This window comes from Thioclava sp. F28-4 (genome assembly GCF_002020045.1).
In the GTDB taxonomy this organism is placed as follows: domain Bacteria; phylum Pseudomonadota; class Alphaproteobacteria; order Rhodobacterales; family Rhodobacteraceae; genus Thioclava; species Thioclava sediminum.
Window position 1 is genome coordinate 320325 of sequence record NZ_MPZQ01000003.1, and the last position, 21367, is coordinate 341691.

Genomic DNA, 21367 nt, shown 5'->3' on the forward strand with positions numbered 1-21367 from the left:
CCTGCCCTCAGCTCTCCGCAGCCAAGAACGCCTTGCGGCGTTCGACCCGCTCGCGGATCTTCTCGACATCGGCGATCGGCGTCGCGGCCAGCAGCGTCTTGGTATATTCGTGCTGCGGATTGGCGAAGATCTGATCGCGCGAGGCGTATTCCACCACCTCGCCCGCATTCATCACCATCACCTCATCCGCGAAATAGCGCACGACCGAGAGGTCATGGCTCACGAAGATATAGGACAGGTCGAACTCGTCCTGCAGGTCTTTGAGCAGGTTCAGAACCTGCGCCTGCACCGACAGATCGAGCGCCGAGACCGGCTCGTCCAGCACGAGGATCTGCGGGTTCAGCATCAGCGCGCGGGCAATCGCGATCCGCTGGCGCTGACCGCCCGAGAACATGTGCGGGTAGCGGTTGTAATGCTGCCGCTCGAGGCCGACCTTCTCCAGCATCTCCTCGGCGCGCTTGCGGCGTTCCTTGGCGGGGATGTCGGTATTGATGATCAGCGGCTCGGTCAGAACCTCGCCCACCTTCTGACGCGGGTTGAGCGACGAATAGGGGTTCTGGAAGACGATCTGAACCTTGGCGCGCAATGCGGACGTCACCTTGGTTTCCTTGATGTCGATCTTCTCGCCCTGAATATACAGATCGCCCGAATTGGCCGGGTCGATCAGCGTCAGGATGCGCGCCAGCGTGGACTTGCCGCAGCCGGATTCGCCGACGATGGCCAGCGTCTTGCCCTGCTCGAGCGAGAACGAGATGCCGTGCAGCGCCCGGATCGTCTTCGCCCCGCGCAGGAACCCGCCAGAGACGATGTAGTCGCGCGTGATGTCGCGCCCTTCGAGGATCACACTCATTGCACGCCCTCCCAGCCATCGGCGACGGTCAGCAGACGGTCCCCGGTCGCGTTCTCCGGCAGCGCCGCCAGAAGCGCGCGCGTATAGGGATGCTGCGGGTTCTCGAAGAGTGAGAGCACGTCGGCCTCCTCCAGTTTGCGGCCCTTGAACTGGACCGAGACGCGGTCGGCGGTCTCGGCCACGACGCCCATGTCATGGGTGATCATGATCAGCCCCATGCCGTATTCTTCCTGCAGGCTCATCAGCAGATCGAGGATCTGCTTCTGGATCGTCACGTCGAGCGCGGTGGTCGGCTCGTCGGCGATCAGCAGGCGCGGCTTGCAGGCGATGGCCATCGCGATCATTACGCGCTGACACTGCCCGCCCGAAAGCTGGTGCGGGTAGCTGTTCAGCCGCCGTTCGGGATCGGGGATGCCCACCTGTTCGAACAGCTCCAGCGCGCGTTTGCGGGCATGCTTGCCCTTCAGTCCGAGGTGACGCGTCAGCACTTCCTCGACCTGATAACCGCAGGTGAAGGAGGGGTTGAGCGAGGAGATCGGCTCCTGAAAGATCATCGAGATTTCTTTCCCGATGATCTGGCGACGTTCGCGGCCCGACATTTTCAGCATGTCGCGCCCGTCATAGGTGATCTCGTCGGCGGTGATCGTCGCGGTGGGCGGCAAAAGCCCCATCACCGCGAGCATCGAGACCGATTTGCCCGAGCCGGATTCGCCCACGATGGCGAGCACTTCGCGGCCCGAGACTTCGACATCGATCCCGTCCACGGCGCGGAACGCGCCCTGAGCGGTGTCGAATTCGACGGTGAGATTGCGGATTTTCAGCAAGGACATTGGCTTAGCTCCGCTTCAGTTTCGGATCGAGCGCGTCGCGAAGGCCGTCGCCCATCAGGTTGATCGCCAGCACGGTCACGAGGATCGCGAGACCCGGGAAGGTTACGACCCACCACGCGCGCAGGATGAACTCGCGCGCTTCCGACAGCATCGTGCCCCATTCCGGGGTCGGCGGCTGCGCACCCATGCCGAGGAAGCCAAGGGCCGCCACGTCGAGGATCGCGTTCGAGAAGCTCAGCGTGCCCTGCACGATCAGCGGCGCGAGGCAGTTCGGCAGCACCGTGCGGAACATGAGGCGCATATGGCCCGCGCCCGCGACCTGTGCGGCCATGACGTAATCGCGGTTTTTCTCCGACAGCACGGCCGCGCGGGTCAGGCGCGCGAAATGCGGCTGATAGACGATGGCGATGGCGATCATCGCGTTGATCAGCCCCGGGCCGAGCACCGCCACGAAGACGAGTGCCAAGAGCAGCGACGGGAAGGCGAGGATGATATCCATCACCCGCATGATCACGGTATCGACCCAGCCGCCGAACCAACCGGCGAGCAGGCCAAGGATCACGCCCACGGAGAGCGCGAGCAGCACGACCATCACGCCGATGAACAGCGAGAAACGCGCGCCGAACAGCAGGCGCGAGAGGATATCGCGCCCGACCGCATCGGTGCCCATCAGGAAGGTGCCGTTGGCATCATGCGTCAGCGGCGTCGCCAGAAGCGCGTCGCGGAACTGCGTGTCGGGATCGAAGGGCGAGATCAGCGGTGCCGCAATCGCGGCCAGCGCGATCAGGGCGAACACCACCAGACCGATCACGGCCCCGCGGTTTTCTTTGAAATAGAACCAGAACTCGGCGAATTGCGCGCGGCGCGTGCCGGCCGGAATATCGGTTTCGGTCACTTCGGACATGTCACTCACCTATGCCGGATACGCGGGTTAATCAGACCGTAGAGCAGGTCCACGATCAGGTTCACGAACATCACGATCAGCGCGATCATCAACAGCCCGCCCTGCACGGAGGGGTAGTCGCGCCGCGAGATCGAATCGACCATCCATTTGCCGATGCCCGGCCAGGAGAAGATCGTCTCGGTCAGGATCGCGCCCGCCATCAGCATGCCGACCTGCAGGCCGATCGTGGTGATCACCGGGATCATCGCATTGCGCAGCGCGTGGACGCCCACGACGCGGCGCGGCGGCATCCCCTTGGCGCGCGCGGTGCGCACGTAATCCTCGCCCAGCACTTCGAGCATCGCCGAACGGGTCTGGCGCGCGATCACCGCGAGCGGGATCGTCGCCAGCACGACTGCCGGCAGGATCAGGTGGCTCAGCGCCGAGGTCAGCGCGCCGGATTGTCCCGACATCAGCGCGTCCCAGATCATGAAGCCCGTGCCGTTGGGGAAGTAATACATCAGCGAGATGCGCCCCGAGACCGGCGTCCATTGCAGGATCCCCGAGAACAGGATGATCAGCAGCAGGCCCCACCAGAAGATCGGCATCGAATAGCCCACGAGCGCGGTGCCCATCGTCGCCTGATCGAACCACGAGCCGCGCTTGATCGCGGCCAGCACGCCGATCGGCACGCCGATCACGACGGCGAGGAACATCGCGCAGACGCCCAGCTCCAACGTGGCCGGGAAGAGCGCGAAGAACTCACCCAGCACCGGCTTGTGGGTCACGAGGCTGTCGCCGAGATTGCCATGGGCGAGTTGCCAGATGAAATCGAGATATTGCTGCCAGAGCGGGCGGTCGAAGCCGAGCTGATGCGCCAGCTCGGCATGGCGTTCGGGGCTCAGCCCGCGCTCGCCTGCCATCAGCAGCACCGGGTCCCCGGGCAGCACCCGAACGAACCCGAAGGCCACGATCGTGATGCCGATCAGCGTGGGGATCAGCCAGAGGATCTTGCCGATTATGAAACGTAACATGTCACCGGTCCTGTTTGCGGTTCTCTTCGGAACCTGTGGGGAGCCCCTGCCCGCCGCACCCAGTTGCGCCAGCGGTCATCGGTCTCCGATGTTTGGCCCCTAAAAGTATTGCGAGGCGCCCGGTCTCCCGGACGCCCCAATCACGCGGGTATTCTCAGGATCACTCCGAGATGTCCACCCCGTAGAAGTCGTGACCACCCAGCGGGCTCATCACGTAGCCGCTGACTTTGGTCGACATCGGCATGAACACGGTCGAGTGGGCGATGGTGTCCCACGGCGCCTGCTCTTTGAAGACTTCCTGAGCCTGCTCATAGAGCTTGGTACGCTCGGCCTGATCGCTCGATTGACGCGCCTTGGTGATCAGATCGTCGAATTTCTGATCGCACCAGAAGGCACGGTTCGCACCGCTTTCAGCCGCCGAGCAGCCCAGCAGAACCGCGAGGAAGTTGTCCGGGTCGCCATTGTCGCCGGTCCAGCCGAGGATCACCGCACCGTCACGGGTCGGATCTTTCGACTTCTTCAGATACTCGCCCCATTCGTAGGAGACGATGTTCGCGGTGACGCCGACCTTGGCGAGATCCGATTGCATCAGTTCCGCGGTGCGGCGTGCGTTCGGCATGTAGGGCCGCTGCACGGGCATCGCCCAGATGTTCATCTCGAGATCTTTGACGCCAGCCTCGTCGAGCATTTTCTTAGCCTGCTCAGGATCGTAGGCGTCGTCCTTGATGTCCTTGTTATAGGACCACATGGTCGGCGGGATCGGGTTCTTGGCAACCTGGCCAGCGCCCTGGAAGACCGCGTCGATGATCGCGTCCTTGTTGATCGCCATGTTCAGCGCCTTGCGGACTTCCGGCTTGTCGAACGGCGCCTGCGTGGTGTTGTAGGCGAGGTAAGCCACGTTCAGACCGGGCTGCTCGTCGACCTTGATGTTCGAGTCGTCCTTGAGCGCCTGAATGTCGGCCGGCGACGGGTACGGCATGATCTGGCATTCGCCCGCCTGCAGCTTCTGCATGCGCACCGCCGGATCGGGGGTGATCGCGAAGATCAGATCGTCGACCGGGGTCTTGCCCTTGAAGTAGTCCGGGTTCGCTTTGTAGCGGATCACGGCGTCCTTCTGGTAGGCCACGAAGGAGAACGGACCGGTGCCGACCGGCACGTTGTTGATGTCAGCCTTGCGGTCTTCGCCGGCGAGCTTGTCGGCATATTCCTTCGACATGATCGACGCGAAGTCCATCGCGAGGTCGGCAAGGAACGGCGCGTTCGGCTCGGACAGAGTGAACTTCACCGTGTAATCGTCGACTTTCTCGATCGATTTGATGATCGTCGGCATGTCCATGCCGGCATAATATTCATAGGAAACGCCCGGCGCGTAAGCGTAATAGGGGTTGTCCTTGTTGCCCTGACGGTCGAACGAGAAAATCACGTCATCGGCGTTGAAATCGCGGCTCGGGGTAAAGCCCTCGACCGGGTGGAATTTCACGCCCTTGCGCAGGTTGAACGTGTAGGTCAGGCCGTCGTCGGAGACGTCCCAGCTTTCTGCGAGGCCCGGTTCGATCTCGGTCGTGCCCGGCTTGAATTCGACGAGCTGGTCGTAGACCGGATGCGACGAGGCGTCGAACGTCGTGCCCGAGGTGTAGGGCGCGGGATCAAAGCCTTCCGGCGACGCTTCCGAGCAATAAACGAGCGTCTTGGCGCCGGCTCCGCCTGCGGTCATCATCACCGCGGCAGCCCCCGCCAAAAGCATCGAGCGAATGGTCATGGTCTGTCCTTCCTGTTGGTTGGTCTTTTCGTGAGTGCTGCCGCCCCCTCCGGTCGCGCGGGCGCGACATCGTGGGACGGTTCAAACACAAACTGGTGAGGAGTAAATCGTGCTTTGATCACGTGGTCAATGAATGCCGCGACGTCGCGGGTCACGAGCCAGTGAAGCTTTCGTGCGAATCCTGCGGCGCGCCGCACGATGGCGCGCCGGGGTTGCGCGGCCTCAATCGAGCGGGATCACATCCACCGCCTGCGCGCTTTGCTGACCGCCTGCGCCGCGCATCGCCCCGCGCAAAGGCGGCACGTCGTCATAGTCGCGCCCATAGCCGACGGTGATGTAATCCTCGCCCGCATATTGATTATTGGTCGGGTCGAACTCGACCCAGCCGGTCTCGGCGCCCGCCCAGGCCCGCACCCAGGCATGCATCGCATCTGCGCCTTCCAGACGCGGTTGGCCGGGCGGCGGATAGGTGCGCAGAAAGCCCGAGACATAGCCCGCCGGGATCCCCACCCCACGCAGGCAGGAAATCATGATATGGCTGAAATCCTGACAGACCCCGTGGCGGTTCGCGAAGGCCTCGGCTGCGGGCGTATTCACATCGGTCGCGCCCGCATCGAAACGCATCTCACGATGCAACGCGCGGCCCACTGCCTCGATCGCGCCGCGCGCGGTCTGGCCCGGCTGCAACTGTGCCTGAGCGAACTCCGTCATCTCTTTCGTCGGCGCCGCACGGCGCGAGGCCGCGAGGAAATGATGCGGCGCATTGGGCGCGAGACTGCGGAATTGGGCGATCTCCTGCGCCAGCTCCTCACGCGGAGAGGACAGGTCCAGCCCCGGCTCCGCGAGCCCCCGGTCAATCTTGGCGTTAAGGGTCACGCCGATCTCCGCGATCGGCGCGTGCCAGACCGCCGAGGTCATCGTATTGCCGAAGAAATCGCGCGAGTCGTGGCGCTCATCGGGCGGCGGATCGAAGCTGAGCAGGCGCGACGTGACCGTCTGCATCCCCGCAATGTCCGACGGCAGCACCCGCAGCAGGGTCCGCGCGTGATCGGAGGGCGCATTATACCGGTAGCTCAGCTTTAACTTAACCTCGTAACGCATGCGCTTACCTCAGATATTTCTGCGACACGAGATCGGAGAGCCGGAACAGGTCGGACCGGATCTGCTGCAACATCTGGGGCGTGACCTCTTCGGGCTCCATCACCGAGAGCTGCGTGCGCAGCGGCATCAGCGCGCGCAACAGATCGCCGGGACGCCCGGCCACCTCGGCCTCGGGAAGCTCATCAAGAAGCCCCTTCAACCGATTGAGATGAAACAGAATTGCGCGCGGGTTGGCGGCGTCGAGCACCAGCAGGTCCAGCACCGTCTCCAGATTGGTGCGCACCCGGTAGCGGCGCTGGTGGGTGATGACGCTGTCGGCCACCTCCACCGCCAGATCGAGCGCGCCTTCCGGCGCATCCTCGGCGGTGAAGCGGATGAGCAGCGCGGCAATCCCGTCGGCGCGTTCCAGCGCCCGACCGATAGACAGGAAGCGCCAGCCCTCGAAACGGTACATGTTCTCGTGCACGAGACCGGAGAAGCCGGTGATCTTGCGCAAAAGCACCCCCATCGCGCGCGCCGTATCGTCGCCGGGGCGCGCGGTGCTCACCATGCCGCGGGCGGTCTTCGACAGGTCCTTCAGCGCGAGCCAGCCATCGGTCGAGAACCGGTCGCGCACTTTCGATGCGCAGGCCTGCGCCGCATCGAGCCGCTGCAACAGCGCATCGGGCACGGGTTGCGAGATATCGAACCCATGCGCGCCGAGGAACTCCGCCAGACGGGCCAACCGCTCGTCTTCCGGGCTGCCTGTCGCGGCGAGGCGCAGGTGATAGGCGCGGATCACCCGGATCGAGTCTTCGCAGCGCTCGATATAGCGGCCGAGCCAGTAAAGGTTGTCGGCGGCACGCGCAGGCAGCGTGCCGGGGATCTTGCGGCGGAAGGTGCCGGTCTGGCGCGGCGCCATGCTCGCCGAGGGCACCGGCTTGTCCGAGACGATCCAGACGTCGGCCACGGCCCCGCCCTGCTGCATCGACAGCGCGGTCGCATCGCCCTCCGGCCCGATCCGGGCATAGCCGCCCTTCATGAACTGCCAGCCCTGCGGCGTGCGCGCCGCAAACACCCTCACCGTCATCGGACAGGGCCGGACCGAGCCGCCGCCCTGCCCGTCGTCATGCCATGCGGGCGTCGTGGACAGCGTCACCGCCTCCTGGCCCACCAGATGCCGCCCCTCGGCCTCCAGCCAATCCGCGATCGACGCCTCCGCGCCCGAGCGGAACTGCCCGCCCAGCGCGGTCGCGGCATCCAGATCGAAGGGCAGGTTCACCGCCATCGCAGGGCCGATCATCATGTTCTCGGCATTGGCACGGACATGGGCGCGCTCGGACGCGCCGCCGCACCACCATGTCGCGATATTGGGCATGGCGAGCGGCTGCCCCGTCAGCACCCGCGAAATCTTCGGCAGGAAGGCCATCAACGCGCGGGTCTCCAACACGCCCGCGCCCAGCGCGTTGACCATCGCGAGATTGCCCTCGCGCACCGCCTCCATCAGGCCGGGCGTGCCGATCTGGGTGTCGGGGTCCATCTCGAGTGGATCGACGAAGCCCGCATCCATCCGCCGCCAGAGCGCGCCCAAGGGTTGCGGCCCCTCGATCGTGCGCACCATCGCCTCGCCATTCTGCACCAGCAGATCCTCGCCTTCGAGAAGCGACAGGCCGAGGTAGCGCGCGATATAGGTATGCTCATAGTAGCTGTCATTGGCCGGGCCCGGTGTCAGGATCGCGGCGCGGCGCATATCGCCATCGACCCGCCCCGCGAGCACCTCCAGCGCGGCGCGGAAATCGCCGAAGAAGGTGGCGAGCTTATGGATATGGTCGCGGGGGAAGCTCTCGGGGAAGATCCGCCCCGTGGCCATCCGGTTCTCCAGCGCGAAGCCCGCCCCCGAGGGCGCCTGCGTCCGGTCCCCCAGCACGAACCACGACCCGTCTGGCGAGCGCCCGATCTCGAAGGCGAGGAAATGCAGGTAATTCCCCCCCTTGGGCTCCACCCCCACCATCGGGCGCATCCAGTGCTTATTGCCCGCGATCAGTTCCGGCGGCAGATGCCCGTTCGCGACGAGACTTCCCGGCCCGTAGAGGTCGGCCATCACCGCCTCCAGCAGATCGGCGCGCTGTGCCAGCCCCTCGCAGATGCCGGACCACTCGCTTTCATGCAGGATCACGGGGATATGGCTCAGCGGCCATTCGCGTTCGGCCAACACATCGTTGGAATATTGCCGGTAATAGACGCCCGCATCGCGCAAGTATTGGTTGGCGCGCTCGAAGCGCTGCGGGATTTCCCCCGGTTCGAGCTGCAGGAACTTCTCCACGAAGGGCCGCCAGACGCGCCGCATCGCACCGGAGCGTTCGAACAGCTCGTCGGCCACGCCCGGCACGGGCGCATAGCCCGCCAGAAGCGGGTGCTGTTCGAGCGGGCTCGCAGCGTCGGGCGTATCGGGGCTTTGCATCGGGTCTCCGTTAGGCTCGGATCAACTCAGCCCGACAGGACGTCGCAGGTCAAGCGTCAGGGGAAACTCCGGATGGGGGGTCTCCGGTTCCGGACGATAAGCCCCCGGTGTATGACCGTGTCCCTCGAAGCGCGCCAATCGGCGGGCCTCCGCCTCGTTGCCGTTCACCGGGAAGGTGTCGTAGTTGCGCCCGCCCGGGTGGGCCACGTGATAGACACAGCCCCCGATCGCCCTGCCCGTCCAGTCGTCATAGATGTCGAAGGTCAGCGGCGCATTGACCGGCAGCGTCGGATGCAGCGCCTCGGCGGGTTGCCACGCCTTGAACCGCACCCCGGCGACAGAGACCCCGCTGTCCTGCGTCCGCGCCAGCGGCACGGGGCGGCGGTTGCACATCACCTTGTAGCGGTCCTGATGGAGCGAGGTCATCTTCACCTGCAAACGCTCCACCGAGCTGTCGGTGTAGCGCACCGTGCCGCCGATGGCGCCGGTCTCCCCCAGCACATGCCATGGCTCCAGCGCCTGACGGATCTCGAGATGCACGCCTTCCGCCTCGATCTGACCGCAGAAGGGGAAGCGGAACTCCGATTGCGCCTCGAACCATTGCGGATCGAGATCGAAACCGTGACGGCGCAGGTCGGCGAGAAGATCGGTGAAATCCTCCCACAGGTAATGCGGCAGCATGAAGCGGTCATGCAGCACCGTCCCCCAGCGCACCGGACGCCCCTCTACCGGCGCATTCCAGCACCGCGCGATGATGGCGCGCAGCAGCAGTTGTTGCGCGAGCGACATGCGCGGGTCCGGCGGCATCTCGAAGCCGCGGAACTCGACGAGGCCAAGGCGACCGGTCGGCCCATCAGGCGAATACATCTTGTCGATGCAGATCTCCGCCCGGTGGGTATTGCCCGTGACGTCGGTCAGCATGTTGCGCAGCAGCCGGTCCACCAGCCACGGCGGCGGCACATTGCCAGCCTCGGGCGGGTGGATCTGGCTCAGTGCGATTTCCAGCTCATAGAGCGTATCGTGCCGTGCCTCGTCGATCCGGGGCGCCTGCGAGGTCGGGCCGATGAAGAGGCCCGAGAACAGGTAGGACAGCGAGGGATGCCGCTGCCAGATCAGGATCAGCGATTTCAGCAGATCGGGACGCCGCAGGAAGGGGCTGTCGAGCAGCGTCTCCCCCCCGACCACGACATGGTTGCCGCCCCCCGTGCCGGTATGGCGCCCGTCGATCATGAACTTGTCGGCCCCCAGCCGGGACTGGCGGGCCTCCTCATAGATCGCCTCGGTGGTGGCGACGCAGTCCTCCCAGCTATGAGCGGGATGGATATTCACCTCGATCACCCCGGGATCGGGCGCGACCCGGATCACGTTGAGGCGCGGATCGTGCGGTGGGGCATAGCCTTCGATATGGATCGGCAGGCCCATCGCCGTGGCGCTTTCCTCGGCGGCGGCGATCAGTTCGAGGTAATCCTCCAGATCCTCGGTCGGCGGCATGAAGACGCAAAGCCGCCCGTCGCGCGGTTCGACCGAGATCGCGGTGCGCACGACGCCGTCGATGGTATCGAGATCCTGCTCGACGATCCTCTGCCCCGGCTCGGCCGATTGCGCCTCGGAGACCGGTTGGCTGTGCTCCTCGGAGGGCGCATCGACCAACCCCTTCGCGGCGGCGGCCTCCATCTCTGCATGGAAATCGGGCAGATCGCTCTTCGGCAGCGAGGTATCGGTGACATAGTGATAGGGATATTGCGCGGGCGGCACATAGGGCAGCGCGCCCAGCGGCAGACGGAACCCCGCAGGGCTGTCACCCGGGATCAGGAACAGCTTGCCGCGCCGGGTCTTCCACTTCTCCGAGCGCCAGCGATGGCCGGGCTTCGCCTTGGCCTGCCAGCGTTGCACCGGCAGGATGTAACCCGTGGGCGTCTCCAGCCCGCGATTGAAGACCCGCGCGAAACGCGCGCGATCCTCGGGGTTCTTCAGCTTGCTGTCCTCGGGCGTGACATTTTCCGGCAGATTGCCCTCTTTCAGCATCCATTCGGCCGGGTCTTCATAGGCGGGCTGGGCGTGATCGGGCTCGATCCCCAGATGCTCCGCGATCCCGCGCATCAGCGTGCCGGCCTCCTCCGGCCCCGCGCCGGTCTTGTCGCCCTCCTTGGCGATCAGGTCCTCGTCGCGCCAGATCGGCTTGCCGTCGCGCCGCCAGTAGAGCGAGAAGGTCCAGCGCGGCAGGCTCTCGCCCGGATACCACTTCCCCTGCCCGTAATGCAGGAAGCCCCCCGGCGCGAAGCGATCGCGCAGCCGCCGGATCAGCTCATCGGCCAGCGCACGCTTTTGCGGACCCACGGCGGCGGTGTTCCACTCGTCGCTCTCGAAATCGTCGATCGAGACGAAGGTCGGCTCGCCCCCCATCGTCAGGCGCACATCGCCCCCTTTCAGGCTTTCATCCACCTTGCGCCCCAACGCATTGAGCCGGTCCCATGCCTCGTCGGAAAACGGCTTGGTGATGCGCGGATGTTCGGCCACCCGGTCCACTGTCATGTCGAAAGCGAAACTCACCTTCGGGCTGCCGACCGAGGAAAAGCCCCCCGAGATCGGGGCGGCATTGCGGAAATGGGGTGTGGCCGCCAGCGGGATATGGCTCTCGCCGGTCAGCAATCCGGACGTCGGGTCCAGACCGATCCAGCCCGCGCCAGGGATGAAGACCTCGCACCAAGCGTGCAGATCGGTAAAGTCGTGATCGGTGCCAGACGGCCCATCCAACGCCTCCAGATCGGGTTTCAGCTGGATCAGGTAGCCCGAGACGAACCGCGCCGCGAACCCAAGATGCCGCAGCACCTGCACCAAGAGCCACGAGCTGTCCCGGCACGAGCCAGAGCGTTTCTGCAAGGTCTCCTCGGGCGTCTGCACGCCGGGGTCCATGCGGATCGTGTAATCCACGACCTTGGAGACATGCGCATTCAGCGCGACGAGGAAATTGACCGTCCCTTTGATCGTGTAGTCGATCTCGCCGATGAACTGCGCCAGCAGCGGGCCTTCCGGCTCGGGGGTGCGGTAGATCGACAGGTCGTCGCGCAGCTCCTCGGGGTAGTCGAAGGGCCATTCCTCGGCGAATTCCTCGGTGAAGAAGTCGAACGGGTTGTAGACGGTCATGTCCGCCGTCAGGTCCACCTCGATCTTCAGCTCGGTCACCGGTTCGGGGAAGACGAAGCGCGCGAGCCAGTTGCCGTAGGGGTCCTGCTGGTGATTCACGAAATGCCCGCCGGGCGAGACCTTGAGCGAATGCGAGATCACCCGGGTGCGCGAATGCGGCGCAGGCCGCAGGCGAATGATCTGCGGGCCGAGCGTTACGGGGCGGTCATATTTGTAATGGGTCAGGTGATAGATGCTGGCATGGATCGCCATAAGTCTCGCTCCCGCAATAGGTCTTCGCAGTTTCACGATGACGGAGCGCGGGCTTCGGTAAAAGCGCCAATTTCGAAAAATGCGCCCTGCCCCTGCCCATTGGTCAATCGAACGCCCAAAAAGCGGGCAGGCATACGGTGGCAAATTATTTCCGATTAATTCACTCAGGCATTGACGCGTTCGTGAGTGGCCGCTACCTCTGCGCTCACGAAAACGCGAATGGAGACTTCAATGACCCGGACCCTCGCCCTCGCCCTGATGGGCACGGCCCTCGCCACGCCGACGCTTGCGGATGTGAACATCTACTCCCACCGTCAGCCCGAACTGATCCAGCCCGTGCTCGACGCTTTCACCGAAGAGACCGGGATCGCGGTGAATATCGCCTATGTCGAGAAAGGCATGGTCGAGCGCCTGAAAGCCGAGGGCGACCGCTCCCCCGCCGATCTGGTGCTGACCGTCGACATCGCGCGGCTGAGCGAAGTGGTGAATGCGGACGTGACGCAGGCGGTCGAGGACCCGGCGCTGCAAGACGCGATCCCCGCCGAATTCCGCGACCCGCAGAACCACTGGTTCGGCCTGACCTCGCGGGCCCGCATCGTCTATGCCTCGAAAGAGCGCGTGGCCGATGGCGAAGTGACGACCTATGAAGACCTCGCCTCCGACAAGTGGAAGGGCCGCATCTGCACCCGCTCCTTCACCTCGGATTACAATGTCGCGCTGACCTCGGCCTATCTCGCCCATCACGGCGAAGAGGCGACCAAGGAATGGCTCGAAGGGCTGAAGGCGAACCTCGCCAAGACGCCGGAAGGCAACGACCGCAGCCAGGTGAAGTCGATCTGGGCGGGCGAATGCGACATCTCGCTGGGCAACACCTATTACATGGGCCAGATGCTCGCCGATCCCGAGCAGGCGCAATGGGCCAATTCCGTGCGCATCACCTTCCCGGTCTTCGAAGAGGGCGGCACCCATATGAACGTCTCGGGCATGGCGATGACCAAATCCGCGCCGAACCGCGAGGACGCGCTCAAGCTGATGGAATTCCTCGTCTCGGACGAGGCGCAGGAAATCTACGCCCAGACCAACCACGAATTCCCGATCAAGCCGGGCGTCGCGCGGTCCGAACTGGTGCAAAGCTGGGGCGAGTTCACGCCGGACACGGTCGATCTCGCGAAGCTGGCAGAGCTGCGCCCGACCGCGCTGAAGCTGATCGATCAGGTCGATCTCGACGGCTGATCGCGATCAGACCTGAAAACAAAGAAAGCGGCGTCTAGTGGGCGCCGCTTTTTTCAATGTCCGGAATTGCAGCGCAACCGCAGCGGTTACTGGGCCGCGATATGCAGCGCCTCGTCGGGGCCGATGCGCACGCCGTCGATGGCGGCCATCTGCTCCAGATCCTGCTCGTAGCGCCGCTGCAGCGAGGCCCGGTCGAGCGGATCGAACTCGGCGATCGGCGTGCCTTGCGGCTGCTGGTGATGGAACCGCGCCAGACGGCGTTTCTGTTTCGGCCCGATCACGACGCCCGAATGGTGCAGGCGCTGCATCATCGCGATCACCGTATCGGCATGCGCGGTCTCGGCATCCGGCGCGGGATCGAGCGACGCGCCCGGCACCAGCGCGGCCATCGCCTCGCCGATCTTCGAACCATGCGGCAGCACGATGATTTCGCGCGGGTTGAGACCGGCTTTCAGATCGCGCACCACGTTCACCCAGCGGCGCGGACGCGCCATCAGGCGCGGCGTCAACTCTGCGAAGGGCTTGAGCGGGCGGCGCGCGGCGAGATCACGCCAGAGCGCCGGGTAATAGTCTTCATAACTCGGCGCATAGAGCACCACGCGCCCGACCGAACCGCTCAGCGCCTCGCGAAAACGCTCGGCCCGTTCCTGAGCCCGGGCGAAAAGGTGATAGAGCCCCGCCGCCGCATCGCCGATCAATTGCGAATCGAGATGGACACGCCCGCCAGCCGCAGCCCCGATCACCGCCGGACCGTAGCCTGCGCGGGCCAATGCGTCCTGCCCACAGCCAAGCGTTCTTGCCATCTGGCCACTCATTCCACCCGAAGCGGGCGCTGCGATGAAGATGTGATGCTGGTTCATGTCTGGGTGTCCTTCCCTGCAGATAGTGGTCTAGAGACCGAATGTGGCCAAATGTGGCCGCCCGCAGGAAAGCTTCGCGGCGAACACACGCATAGGTAATGTCGATTTGGTGTGCCCGAGGGTCACCCCTCCCCATATCTGGACATCGCCGCGCCGCCGCGCCAAGGTCGCGCCGGACCCGCGAAGGAGGCGAAAATGGCGCGCAAGATCATCATCGACACCGATCCCGGACAGGATGACGCGGTGGCGATCCTGCTGGCGCTGGCCAGCCCCGACCTCGAAGTTCTGGGCATCACCTGTGTCGCCGGAAACGTGCCGCTGCCGCTGACGTCGAAAAACGCGCGTGTGGTCTGCGAATTGGCCGGGCGGACGGATGTGCCGGTCTATGCGGGCTGCGACCGGCCGCTCGCACGCGACCTGGTCACGGCGGAATATGTCCATGGCAAGACCGGGCTCGACGGGATCGAACTGCCCGAGCCTCAGATGGCGCTGCAGGACCAACACGCAGTCGACTTTCTGATCGAGACGCTGCGCGCCCATCCCGCCGGCAGCGTGACGCTCTGCCCGCTGGGCCCGCTCACCAATATCGCGACCGCTTTGCGCCGCGCCCCCGACATCGCCGAGAAGATCGCAGAGATCGTGCTGATGGGCGGCGCCTATTTCGAGGTGGGCAACACCACGCCCGCCGCCGAATTCAACATCCATGTCGATCCGCAGGCCGCCGAGATCGTGTTCAAATCCGGCGTGCCGCTGGTGGTGATGCCGCTCGACGTGACGCATAAGGCGCTCACCACCCGCGCCCGCGTCGAGGCGTTCCGCAATCTCGGCACGCGCGTCGGCCATGCGGTCGCCAGCTGGACCGATTTCTTCGAGCGCTTCGACATGGCAAAATACGGCTCCGAGGGCGCGCCGCTGCACGATCCCTGCGTGATCGCCTATCTGCTCAAGCCCGACCTGTTCACGGGGCGGCATATCAATGTCGAGATCGAGACCACATCGGAGCTGACCATGGGCATGACCGTCGCCGACTGGTGGCGCGTCACCGACCGGGCGCCGAATGCGATGTTCATGGGCGACCTGGATGCCGAAGGGTTCTACACGCTCCTGACCGAGCGGATCGCGCGGCTCTGAAAGCTGGGAGGGGCGCTGCCCCGCTTCGCTGACGCGAAGCCCCCCGGGATATTTTCTCAAGAGCGAAGATGAAAAGAGCGAAGACCGGATCGAACCGGGTCTTCGCTCTTTCCAAATATCCCGGGGGAACTCCCACAGGGAGTGGGGGGCAGAGCCCCCTGCCCGGTTTACTTCTCTTCCACCGTCGCTTTGACGATGTAATCGGGGTCGTCGACCACGCCGTTGCGCGCCGCGTCGCCCTTCTTGATCTTGTCGACCACATCCATGCCGCTCACGACATGGCCCACGACGGTATATTGCCCGTCGAGATGGGGCGCGGGGGCGAACATGATGAAGAACTGCGAATTGGCCGAGTTCGGATCGGCCGAGCGGGCCATGCCCACGATGCCGCGCTGGAAGGAGATGTTCGAAAACTCCGCCGGCAGGTCGGGCAGATCGGAGCCGCCCATGCCGGCCATCGACGTATCTCCGCCCTTCTTGCCGAATTGCACATCGCCCGTCTGGGCCATGAAGCCGTCGATCACGCGGTGGAAGACGACATCGTCGTATTTGCCTTCCTTGGCGAGCGTCATCAATCGTTCGGCGGATTTCGGGGCCTTGTCGGTGAGCAGGTCGATCACGACCTTGCCCTCGGTCTGACCACCAATCTGCAGGACGAGCTTCGGCCCGCCGGTATCGGCAACGCCCGAGCTGTCTTCTGCGAAGGCCGCGGGTGCTGCGACGACGAGGCTTGCGGCGGCGGCGAGAACGGTGCGGCGCAGGATATTACGCATCGGCGGCCACCTTCACCGAGATCATCCGGTCGGGGTTCTGCGGCGGCTCGCCGCGCGCGATCTTGTCGACATTGTCCATGCCCTCGATCACGCGACCATAGACCGTGTATTGACCGTTCAGGAAATGGTTGTCCTTGAAGTTGATGAAGAACTGCGAATTGGCCGAGTTCGGGTTCTGCGAGCGCGCCGCGCCCAGCGTCCCGCGATCATGCGGCAGCTTCGAGAATTCCGCCGGAAGGTCGGGATATTGCGACCCGCCCGTGCCCGCGCGGCCCGGATTGTAGTCCTTTTCCATATTCGCGTTCGCGACATCGCCGGTCTGGGCCATGAAGCCCTCGATCACGCGGTGGAAGGCCACGTTGTCATAGGCGCCGTCGCGGGCGAGTTGCTTCATACGCTCGGCATGTTTCGGGGCGACGTCGCTGAGAAGCTCGATCACGACCGGCCCGTCCTTGAGCTCGATGATGATCGTGTTCTCGGGATCCTTGATATCGGCCATTGGGTCCTCCGTTGAAAATTTGGGCTGACCATAGGAGCGAGGCCCTTGCGCGGCAAGGACAAAGCGCCGCAGTTCGGTCAGCCGTGTTGACGCGACCCATCGCCGCAGGCATGAAGAACGCAAGCCGCGGGAGCGGGCCACATTCATGATGGTCCCCTGCGCCGATAGGGAGAGTGATTTCATGGCTTGGAAAACCCTCGACGAGGTCGATCTGGACGGCAAGGTCGTTCTGGTGCGCGTGGATATCAACGTGCCCGTGGAGAACGGAAAAGTGACCGACGCGACGCGGATCGAGAAGATCGTGCCGACCGTGCAGGACATCATGTCGAAGGGCGGCAAGCCGGTGCTGCTGGCGCATTTCGGTCGCCCCAAGGGCCAGGTCGTGCCCGAAATGAGCCTCGAGCCGCTGGTGCCCGCGCTGGAGAAGGCCTTCGGTTTCCCGGTGAAATTCGCCAAGGACTGCGTCGGCGGCCCCGCGAAGGAAGCCGTGGGCGCGCTGCAGAAAGGCGAGGTCCTGCTGCTGGAGAACACCCGGTTCCACGCAGGCGAAGAGAAGAACGATCCGATGCTGGCCGCCGAGATGGGCGCGCTTGGCGAGGTCTATGTCAACGACGCCTTCTCGGCTGCGCACCGCGCGCACGCTTCGACCGAAGGCATCGCGAAGATCCTGCCCGCAGCCGCCGGTCGCCTGATGGAAGCCGAGCTGAAGGCGCTCGAGGCGGCCCTTGGCGACCCCGAGCGCCCCGTGACGGCGGTCGTGGGCGGGGCGAAGGTCTCGACCAAGCTCGACCTGCTGGGCAATCTGGTGGCCAAGGTCGATCACCTGATCATCGGCGGCGGCATGGCGAACACTTTCCTTGTGGCGCAGGGCATCGACGTCGGCAAATCGCTGGCCGAGCGCGACATGGCCGACACGGCGAAAGAGATCATGGAGAAGGCCAAGGATGCGGGCTGCAAGATCCACCTGCCCGTCGACGTGGTCGTGGCGCGCGAGTTCAAGGCAGGCGCCGAGCACGAGACCGTCGCCAATGACGCCTGCCCGGCGGATGCGATGATCCTCGACGCCGGTCCGAAATCGGTCGAGGAGATCACGAAGGTCTTCGAGAACTCGCGCACGCTGATCTGGAACGGCCCGCTCGGCGCGTTCGAGATCGCGCCCTTCGATGCGGCGACCAATGCGGCGGCGGCGAAAGCGGCCGAACTGACCCGCGACGAGAAACTGATCTCGGTCGCAGGCGGTGGCGATACGGTCGCGGCGCTCAACAAGGCCGATGCGGCGAAGGACTTCTCCTATATCTCGACGGCGGGCGGCGCCTTCCTCGAATGGATGGAAGGCAAGGTCCTGCCGGGCGTGGCCGCGCTCGATCAGCAGAACTGAGCTTCGCGCCCTGTGACAGGGCGCAGAGACGGATCGGGCCGGGACTGCGAGAGCGCCCCGGCCCTTTTCATTTGCGCGTCTTTTCGCGGCGCAGGACGGCGCGCAGCGGCGAGGTCACGCCAAAATTCACGCCATTTCGCGATGTTAGCGTCACCAGCGTTGCATCGCCCCGGCGCGGAAACTATCCCTTCTGGCAACACCATATCCCGCAGGAGGAATTCCCATGTCCAACGCCAAGCAGACCGAACAGATGCGCGAGGGCAACGGCTTCATCGCAGCCCTCGACCAATCGGGCGGCTCCACCCCCAAGGCGCTGCGGCTCTACGGGATCGAGGAAGATGCCTATAACGGCGAAGAGGAAATGTTCGACCTGATCCACCAGATGCGTGCGCGGATCATCAAATCCCCCGCCTTCACCGGCGAGAAAGTGGTCGGCGCGATCCTGTTCGAACAGACGATGGATCGTGAGATCGACGGTACGCCCACCGCCACCTATCTTTGGGAAAAGCGCGGCGTCGTGCCCTTCCTGAAAATCGACAAGGGGCTGGAAGCCGAAGAGAACGGCGTGCAGCTGATGAAGCCGATCCCGGGCCTCGACGATCTGCTGTCGCGCGCGGTCAAGGCGGGCATCTTCGGCACCAAGGAGCGTTCGGTGATCTCGGCGGCCAATGTCGGCGGCATCAAGGCGATCGTCGATCAGCAGTTCGAGCTGGGCATGCAGGTGCTGAGCCACGGTCTGGTGCCGATCCTCGAGCCGGAAGTGACGATCTCGATTGCTGACAAGGACGAGGCCGAGCAGATGCTGCTGGCCGAGATCCTCAGCCATCTCGACACGGTGCCCGAGGGCAAGCAGGTGATGCTGAAGCTTTCGCTGCCGACCGAACCGAACCGCTACAAACCGCTGGTCGATCACCCGAAGGTGCTGAAGGTCGTGGCGCTCTCGGGCGGCTATTCGCGCGACGAGGCGAACGAGAAGCTGGCGAAGAACACCGGCATGATCGCGTCCTTCTCGCGTGCGCTGACGGAGGGTCTCTCGGCCCAGCAGTCGGACGCGGAGTTCAACGCGATGCTGGAAGAGGCGATCACCTCGATCCACGCAGCCTCGGTGGCGGGGTAAGATCGGTTAACCGATCAGGGGGCTCTGCCCCCACTCCCTGCGGGAGTTCCCCCGGGATATTTGAACCAAGCCGAAGCGGGGCGTCGGGAGGCGGCCCGCTTTTTGCATTGCACGCGACCTTGCGGCGTCACGCCGGGACACGCTAAAGCTGAACACCCCAGACAGGAAAGGCGCAGGGTCCGTGCAACGACATGTCGTTCTGTTTCGTCGCATGGCGCGGCCGCTCGCGCAGCGTGGGTCGGCCTATATGCGGGCCGAGCAGCTGGTCGAATTGCTGAGACCCGATCTGGATCCGGGGATCACTCTGTCTGTACGTCCGTTCCATGCGCTCGTGATGCCGCCGATTGCGATGCGCGCCGTGGCGCGCAGCATTCCGCGCGGCGCGCTGTGTATCTTCGTGAAATCGGCCGCGAAACACCTCACGCGCGCGCATCTGGCCCCGCTGCGCAAACGCGGGATCACCGTCGCGCAGGATGTGGTCGACATGAAGCTGCGCCACGTGCGGCCCGAATTGTTCGACCTGCTGATTGCGGCCTCGCTGCGCGGCCAACAGGCGCTGCGCGACCTTTGCGCGGACAAGGGACTGTCCTGTCCGGTCGAGCTGCTGCATCACCATTTCGACCCACGCCTGCAGGCGCTGCCGCTGCCCGAGAGACCCGAGTTCTCCTGCGGCTATATCGGGCGACCGGACAATGCGATGATCCCCGAGGCGATCCGCGGCGAGGTTGAGACGGTCGATATCTCGGTGGTCGAGGATTTCGAACGCGCCCTGCCTCGGATCGGGAGATTCGCGCTGCATTATGGGGTGCGCCCCGAGAGCCAGACCGCGCATGGCGTCAATCGCGGCTACAAACCGTTTACGAAGGGCTTCACCGCCGCAGCCTGCAAGGCGAATATCCTCGTCAATCGCGATGTCGACGATGCGGTGGAAATGCTCGGTGCGGATTATCCGTTTCTGACCGACCCGACGCCCGAGAGCATCACCGAGACGTTCCGGCTGGCACAGGACAGCTATGGCGGGCCGCTCTGGCGTGATGCGCTGGACCGGATGGAGGCGATGCGCGCGACGGTCGAACCGGCCGCCCTCGCGCGGCAGTTAACCGAGATTATTACCCGCGCCGCCCCGCTGGGCTGAGAGCGCGTCATAATACGCCACCGCCTTGCGATCCTCGACCGGCGCGCGTTCGATCTCGGCGACTTTAGCAAGCACGCGTTTGCGGTAGCCCTCGGCACCACCGAAATTGATCGGGCCGCGGGCGAGCTTGGTCTCCAGCTCGGCTTTCGACAGCAGATAGTAGTGGTTCAGCTGCAGCGGGCTCGAGGTGAAGAACGCCGCCTGCTTGCGCGCGCGGTTCGAAACCACCTGCCCCGCCGCGTTGGCGGTGCGGTCGCCCATATCCACGGTCTCGAAACTATGCACGCCCACAGCGGAGACGCGGGACGGATCGACGATGCATTTGAAGCGCAGCAGATCGCTGTCGCGGGCGTAGGGAACGGGCGCGCGGTCGGTGAAGGCGCGCGTCACCCAGCCGTCGGGGCGCGTCTCGTGGCCCGCATGGCCGAACATGTGCCAGGGCAGCGAGATGTTGGAGTGATCGCCATGCTGCGTGATCGCCTCCATCAGGCTCAGCCCGGGAACGGGGACGAGGAATTCGTCGATATCGATGAAGGCCATCCGCTCGAAATCGGCGCCGAAGGTCGTCACCGCATGGGCATAGGCCCCGACCTGCTGCGAGATGCGGCGCTGCGTGGCCGGGTCGTAGCCCGCCATGCGCCAGGGGGTCACGGTGACGGACGTCGCGAAGGGCGACGCCGCGATCCTGGCCAGCGTGTCGTCAGTGCATCCATTGTCATAGAGAAAGACGTGGCGCGCGCCGGCCGCCGTATGAAATTCCAGCCATTCGAGAATGTAGTCGCCCACGTTCTTCACGATGGCGACGAGGGCCAGCCCCTCGCGCCCTTCGGCTGCGGGCGGCGCGGTGATGCCGAAGAGTCGCATCTTCTTCGACCCGATCGCCTTGATGAACCCGGAGATACTCACATACGCGCCTTTCCTGCTGCGAAACCTGCCTAGCCAGATGCG

General features: G+C 64.7%; 17 protein-coding genes. 5 read left to right on the forward strand and 12 right to left on the reverse strand.

Annotation, left to right across the window (positions count from 1 at the left end; genetic code table 11):
- Window positions 1-7 precede the first annotated feature (7 nt).
- The 8 genes from BMI87_RS09170 to BMI87_RS09205 form a co-directional block, all read right to left on the reverse strand.
- Window positions 8-850: a dipeptide ABC transporter ATP-binding protein gene (locus tag BMI87_RS09170; RefSeq protein ID WP_078520871.1), complete on the reverse strand. Its 843-nt coding sequence runs from the start codon at window positions 848-850 to the stop codon at window positions 8-10.
- Window positions 847-1680 (reverse strand): ABC transporter ATP-binding protein, encoded by an 834-nt coding sequence (locus tag BMI87_RS09175; RefSeq protein WP_078520872.1) that lies wholly within the window; start codon window positions 1678-1680, stop codon window positions 847-849. The genes BMI87_RS09170 and BMI87_RS09175 overlap by 4 nt, the downstream gene beginning before the upstream one ends.
- Before the next feature lie 4 nt (window positions 1681-1684).
- Window positions 1685-2584, reverse strand: coding sequence for an ABC transporter permease subunit (locus BMI87_RS09180; RefSeq protein ID WP_078520873.1), 900 nt, complete (start codon window positions 2582-2584; stop codon window positions 1685-1687).
- Between the two features lie 5 nt (window positions 2585-2589).
- Window positions 2590-3597 (reverse strand): ABC transporter permease subunit, encoded by a 1008-nt coding sequence (locus BMI87_RS09185; RefSeq protein ID WP_078520874.1) that lies wholly within the window; start codon window positions 3595-3597, stop codon window positions 2590-2592.
- A gap of 160 nt (window positions 3598-3757) precedes the next feature.
- Complete coding sequence (locus tag BMI87_RS09190) at window positions 3758-5356, reverse strand: ABC transporter substrate-binding protein (protein ID WP_078520875.1); 1599 nt, start codon at window positions 5354-5356, stop codon at window positions 3758-3760.
- A gap of 222 nt (window positions 5357-5578) precedes the next feature.
- Window positions 5579-6457 (reverse strand): transglutaminase family protein, encoded by an 879-nt coding sequence (locus BMI87_RS09195; RefSeq protein ID WP_078520876.1) that lies wholly within the window; start codon window positions 6455-6457, stop codon window positions 5579-5581.
- Window positions 6458-6461: 4 nt separating this feature from the next.
- Window positions 6462-8897, reverse strand: a complete 2436-nt coding sequence (locus BMI87_RS09200; protein ID WP_078520877.1) for a circularly permuted type 2 ATP-grasp protein — start codon at window positions 8895-8897, stop codon at window positions 6462-6464.
- 21 nt (window positions 8898-8918) lie between these two features.
- Window positions 8919-12293 carry a DUF2126 domain-containing protein gene (locus BMI87_RS09205; RefSeq protein ID WP_078520878.1) on the reverse strand — a complete coding sequence of 1125 codons (3375 nt, stop codon included), beginning with the start codon at window positions 12291-12293 and terminating at the stop codon, window positions 8919-8921.
- A gap of 231 nt (window positions 12294-12524) precedes the next feature.
- On the opposite strand from BMI87_RS09205, the gene BMI87_RS09210 reads away from it, so the two are divergent.
- A complete protein-coding gene (locus BMI87_RS09210) occupies window positions 12525-13526 on the forward strand; it encodes a Fe(3+) ABC transporter substrate-binding protein (protein ID WP_246832675.1) in 1002 nt (333 codons plus the stop codon).
- 86 nt (window positions 13527-13612) lie between these two features.
- Here the strand turns inward: BMI87_RS09210 and BMI87_RS22535 are convergent, their stop codons facing one another.
- The gene (locus BMI87_RS22535; protein WP_078520880.1) at window positions 13613-14386 is read right to left on the reverse strand and encodes a hypothetical protein; all 774 of its coding nucleotides are present in this window, start codon (window positions 14384-14386) and stop codon (window positions 13613-13615) included.
- Between the two features lie 195 nt (window positions 14387-14581).
- Between BMI87_RS22535 and BMI87_RS09220 the strand changes: the two genes are divergently transcribed.
- Window positions 14582-15517 carry a nucleoside hydrolase gene (locus tag BMI87_RS09220; protein ID WP_078520881.1) on the forward strand — a complete coding sequence of 312 codons (936 nt, stop codon included), beginning with the start codon at window positions 14582-14584 and terminating at the stop codon, window positions 15515-15517.
- A gap of 167 nt (window positions 15518-15684) precedes the next feature.
- On the opposite strand, the gene BMI87_RS09225 is transcribed toward BMI87_RS09220, so the two are convergent.
- Together BMI87_RS09225 and BMI87_RS09230 are read right to left on the reverse strand one after the other, a co-directional pair.
- Complete coding sequence (locus BMI87_RS09225; protein ID WP_078520882.1) at window positions 15685-16290, reverse strand: peptidylprolyl isomerase; 606 nt, start codon at window positions 16288-16290, stop codon at window positions 15685-15687.
- Window positions 16283-16789, reverse strand: coding sequence for a peptidylprolyl isomerase (locus BMI87_RS09230; protein ID WP_078520883.1), 507 nt, complete (start codon window positions 16787-16789; stop codon window positions 16283-16285). The genes BMI87_RS09225 and BMI87_RS09230 overlap by 8 nt, the downstream gene beginning before the upstream one ends.
- A gap of 181 nt (window positions 16790-16970) precedes the next feature.
- On the opposite strand from BMI87_RS09230, the gene pgk reads away from it, so the two are divergent.
- The 3 genes from pgk (at window position 16971) to BMI87_RS09245 (ending at window position 20419) form a co-directional block, all read left to right on the forward strand.
- Window positions 16971-18167, forward strand: coding sequence for a phosphoglycerate kinase (gene pgk / locus BMI87_RS09235; RefSeq protein WP_078520884.1), 1197 nt, complete (start codon window positions 16971-16973; stop codon window positions 18165-18167).
- A gap of 223 nt (window positions 18168-18390) precedes the next feature.
- Window positions 18391-19284, forward strand: coding sequence for a fructose bisphosphate aldolase (locus BMI87_RS09240; RefSeq protein ID WP_078520885.1), 894 nt, complete (start codon window positions 18391-18393; stop codon window positions 19282-19284).
- 181 nt (window positions 19285-19465) lie between these two features.
- On the forward strand, window positions 19466-20419 hold the full coding sequence (locus BMI87_RS09245) for a hypothetical protein (RefSeq protein ID WP_146681543.1): 954 nt from the start codon (window positions 19466-19468) through the stop codon (window positions 20417-20419).
- Here BMI87_RS09245 and BMI87_RS09250 read toward each other — a convergent pair.
- Window positions 20381-21325 carry a glycosyltransferase family 92 protein gene (locus BMI87_RS09250; RefSeq protein WP_210402468.1) on the reverse strand — a complete coding sequence of 315 codons (945 nt, stop codon included), beginning with the start codon at window positions 21323-21325 and terminating at the stop codon, window positions 20381-20383. The genes BMI87_RS09245 and BMI87_RS09250 overlap by 39 nt on opposite strands.
- Window positions 21326-21367 lie beyond the last annotated feature (42 nt).

Coding starts and splice junctions, on each gene's coding strand:
- BMI87_RS09170 (WP_078520871.1), bottom strand. CDS start 850: ATGAGTGTGATCCTCGAAGGGCGCGACATCACGCGCGACTACATCGTC.
- BMI87_RS09175 (WP_078520872.1), bottom strand. CDS start 1,680: ATGTCCTTGCTGAAAATCCGCAATCTCACCGTCGAATTCGACACCGCT.
- BMI87_RS09180 (WP_078520873.1), bottom strand. CDS start 2,584: ATGTCCGAAGTGACCGAAACCGATATTCCGGCCGGCACGCGCCGCGCG.
- BMI87_RS09185 (WP_078520874.1), bottom strand. CDS start 3,597: ATGTTACGTTTCATAATCGGCAAGATCCTCTGGCTGATCCCCACGCTG.
- BMI87_RS09190 (WP_078520875.1), bottom strand. CDS start 5,356: ATGACCATTCGCTCGATGCTTTTGGCGGGGGCTGCCGCGGTGATGATG.
- BMI87_RS09195 (WP_078520876.1), bottom strand. CDS start 6,457: ATGCGTTACGAGGTTAAGTTAAAGCTGAGCTACCGGTATAATGCGCCC.
- BMI87_RS09200 (WP_078520877.1), bottom strand. CDS start 8,897: ATGCAAAGCCCCGATACGCCCGACGCTGCGAGCCCGCTCGAACAGCAC.
- BMI87_RS09205 (WP_078520878.1), bottom strand. CDS start 12,293: ATGGCGATCCATGCCAGCATCTATCACCTGACCCATTACAAATATGAC.
- BMI87_RS09210 (WP_246832675.1), top strand. CDS start 12,525: ATGACCCGGACCCTCGCCCTCGCCCTGATGGGCACGGCCCTCGCCACG.
- BMI87_RS22535 (WP_078520880.1), bottom strand. CDS start 14,386: ATGAACCAGCATCACATCTTCATCGCAGCGCCCGCTTCGGGTGGAATG.
- BMI87_RS09220 (WP_078520881.1), top strand. CDS start 14,582: ATGGCGCGCAAGATCATCATCGACACCGATCCCGGACAGGATGACGCG.
- BMI87_RS09225 (WP_078520882.1), bottom strand. CDS start 16,290: ATGCGTAATATCCTGCGCCGCACCGTTCTCGCCGCCGCCGCAAGCCTC.
- BMI87_RS09230 (WP_078520883.1), bottom strand. CDS start 16,789: ATGGCCGATATCAAGGATCCCGAGAACACGATCATCATCGAGCTCAAG.
- pgk (WP_078520884.1), top strand. CDS start 16,971: ATGGCTTGGAAAACCCTCGACGAGGTCGATCTGGACGGCAAGGTCGTT.
- BMI87_RS09240 (WP_078520885.1), top strand. CDS start 18,391: ATGTCCAACGCCAAGCAGACCGAACAGATGCGCGAGGGCAACGGCTTC.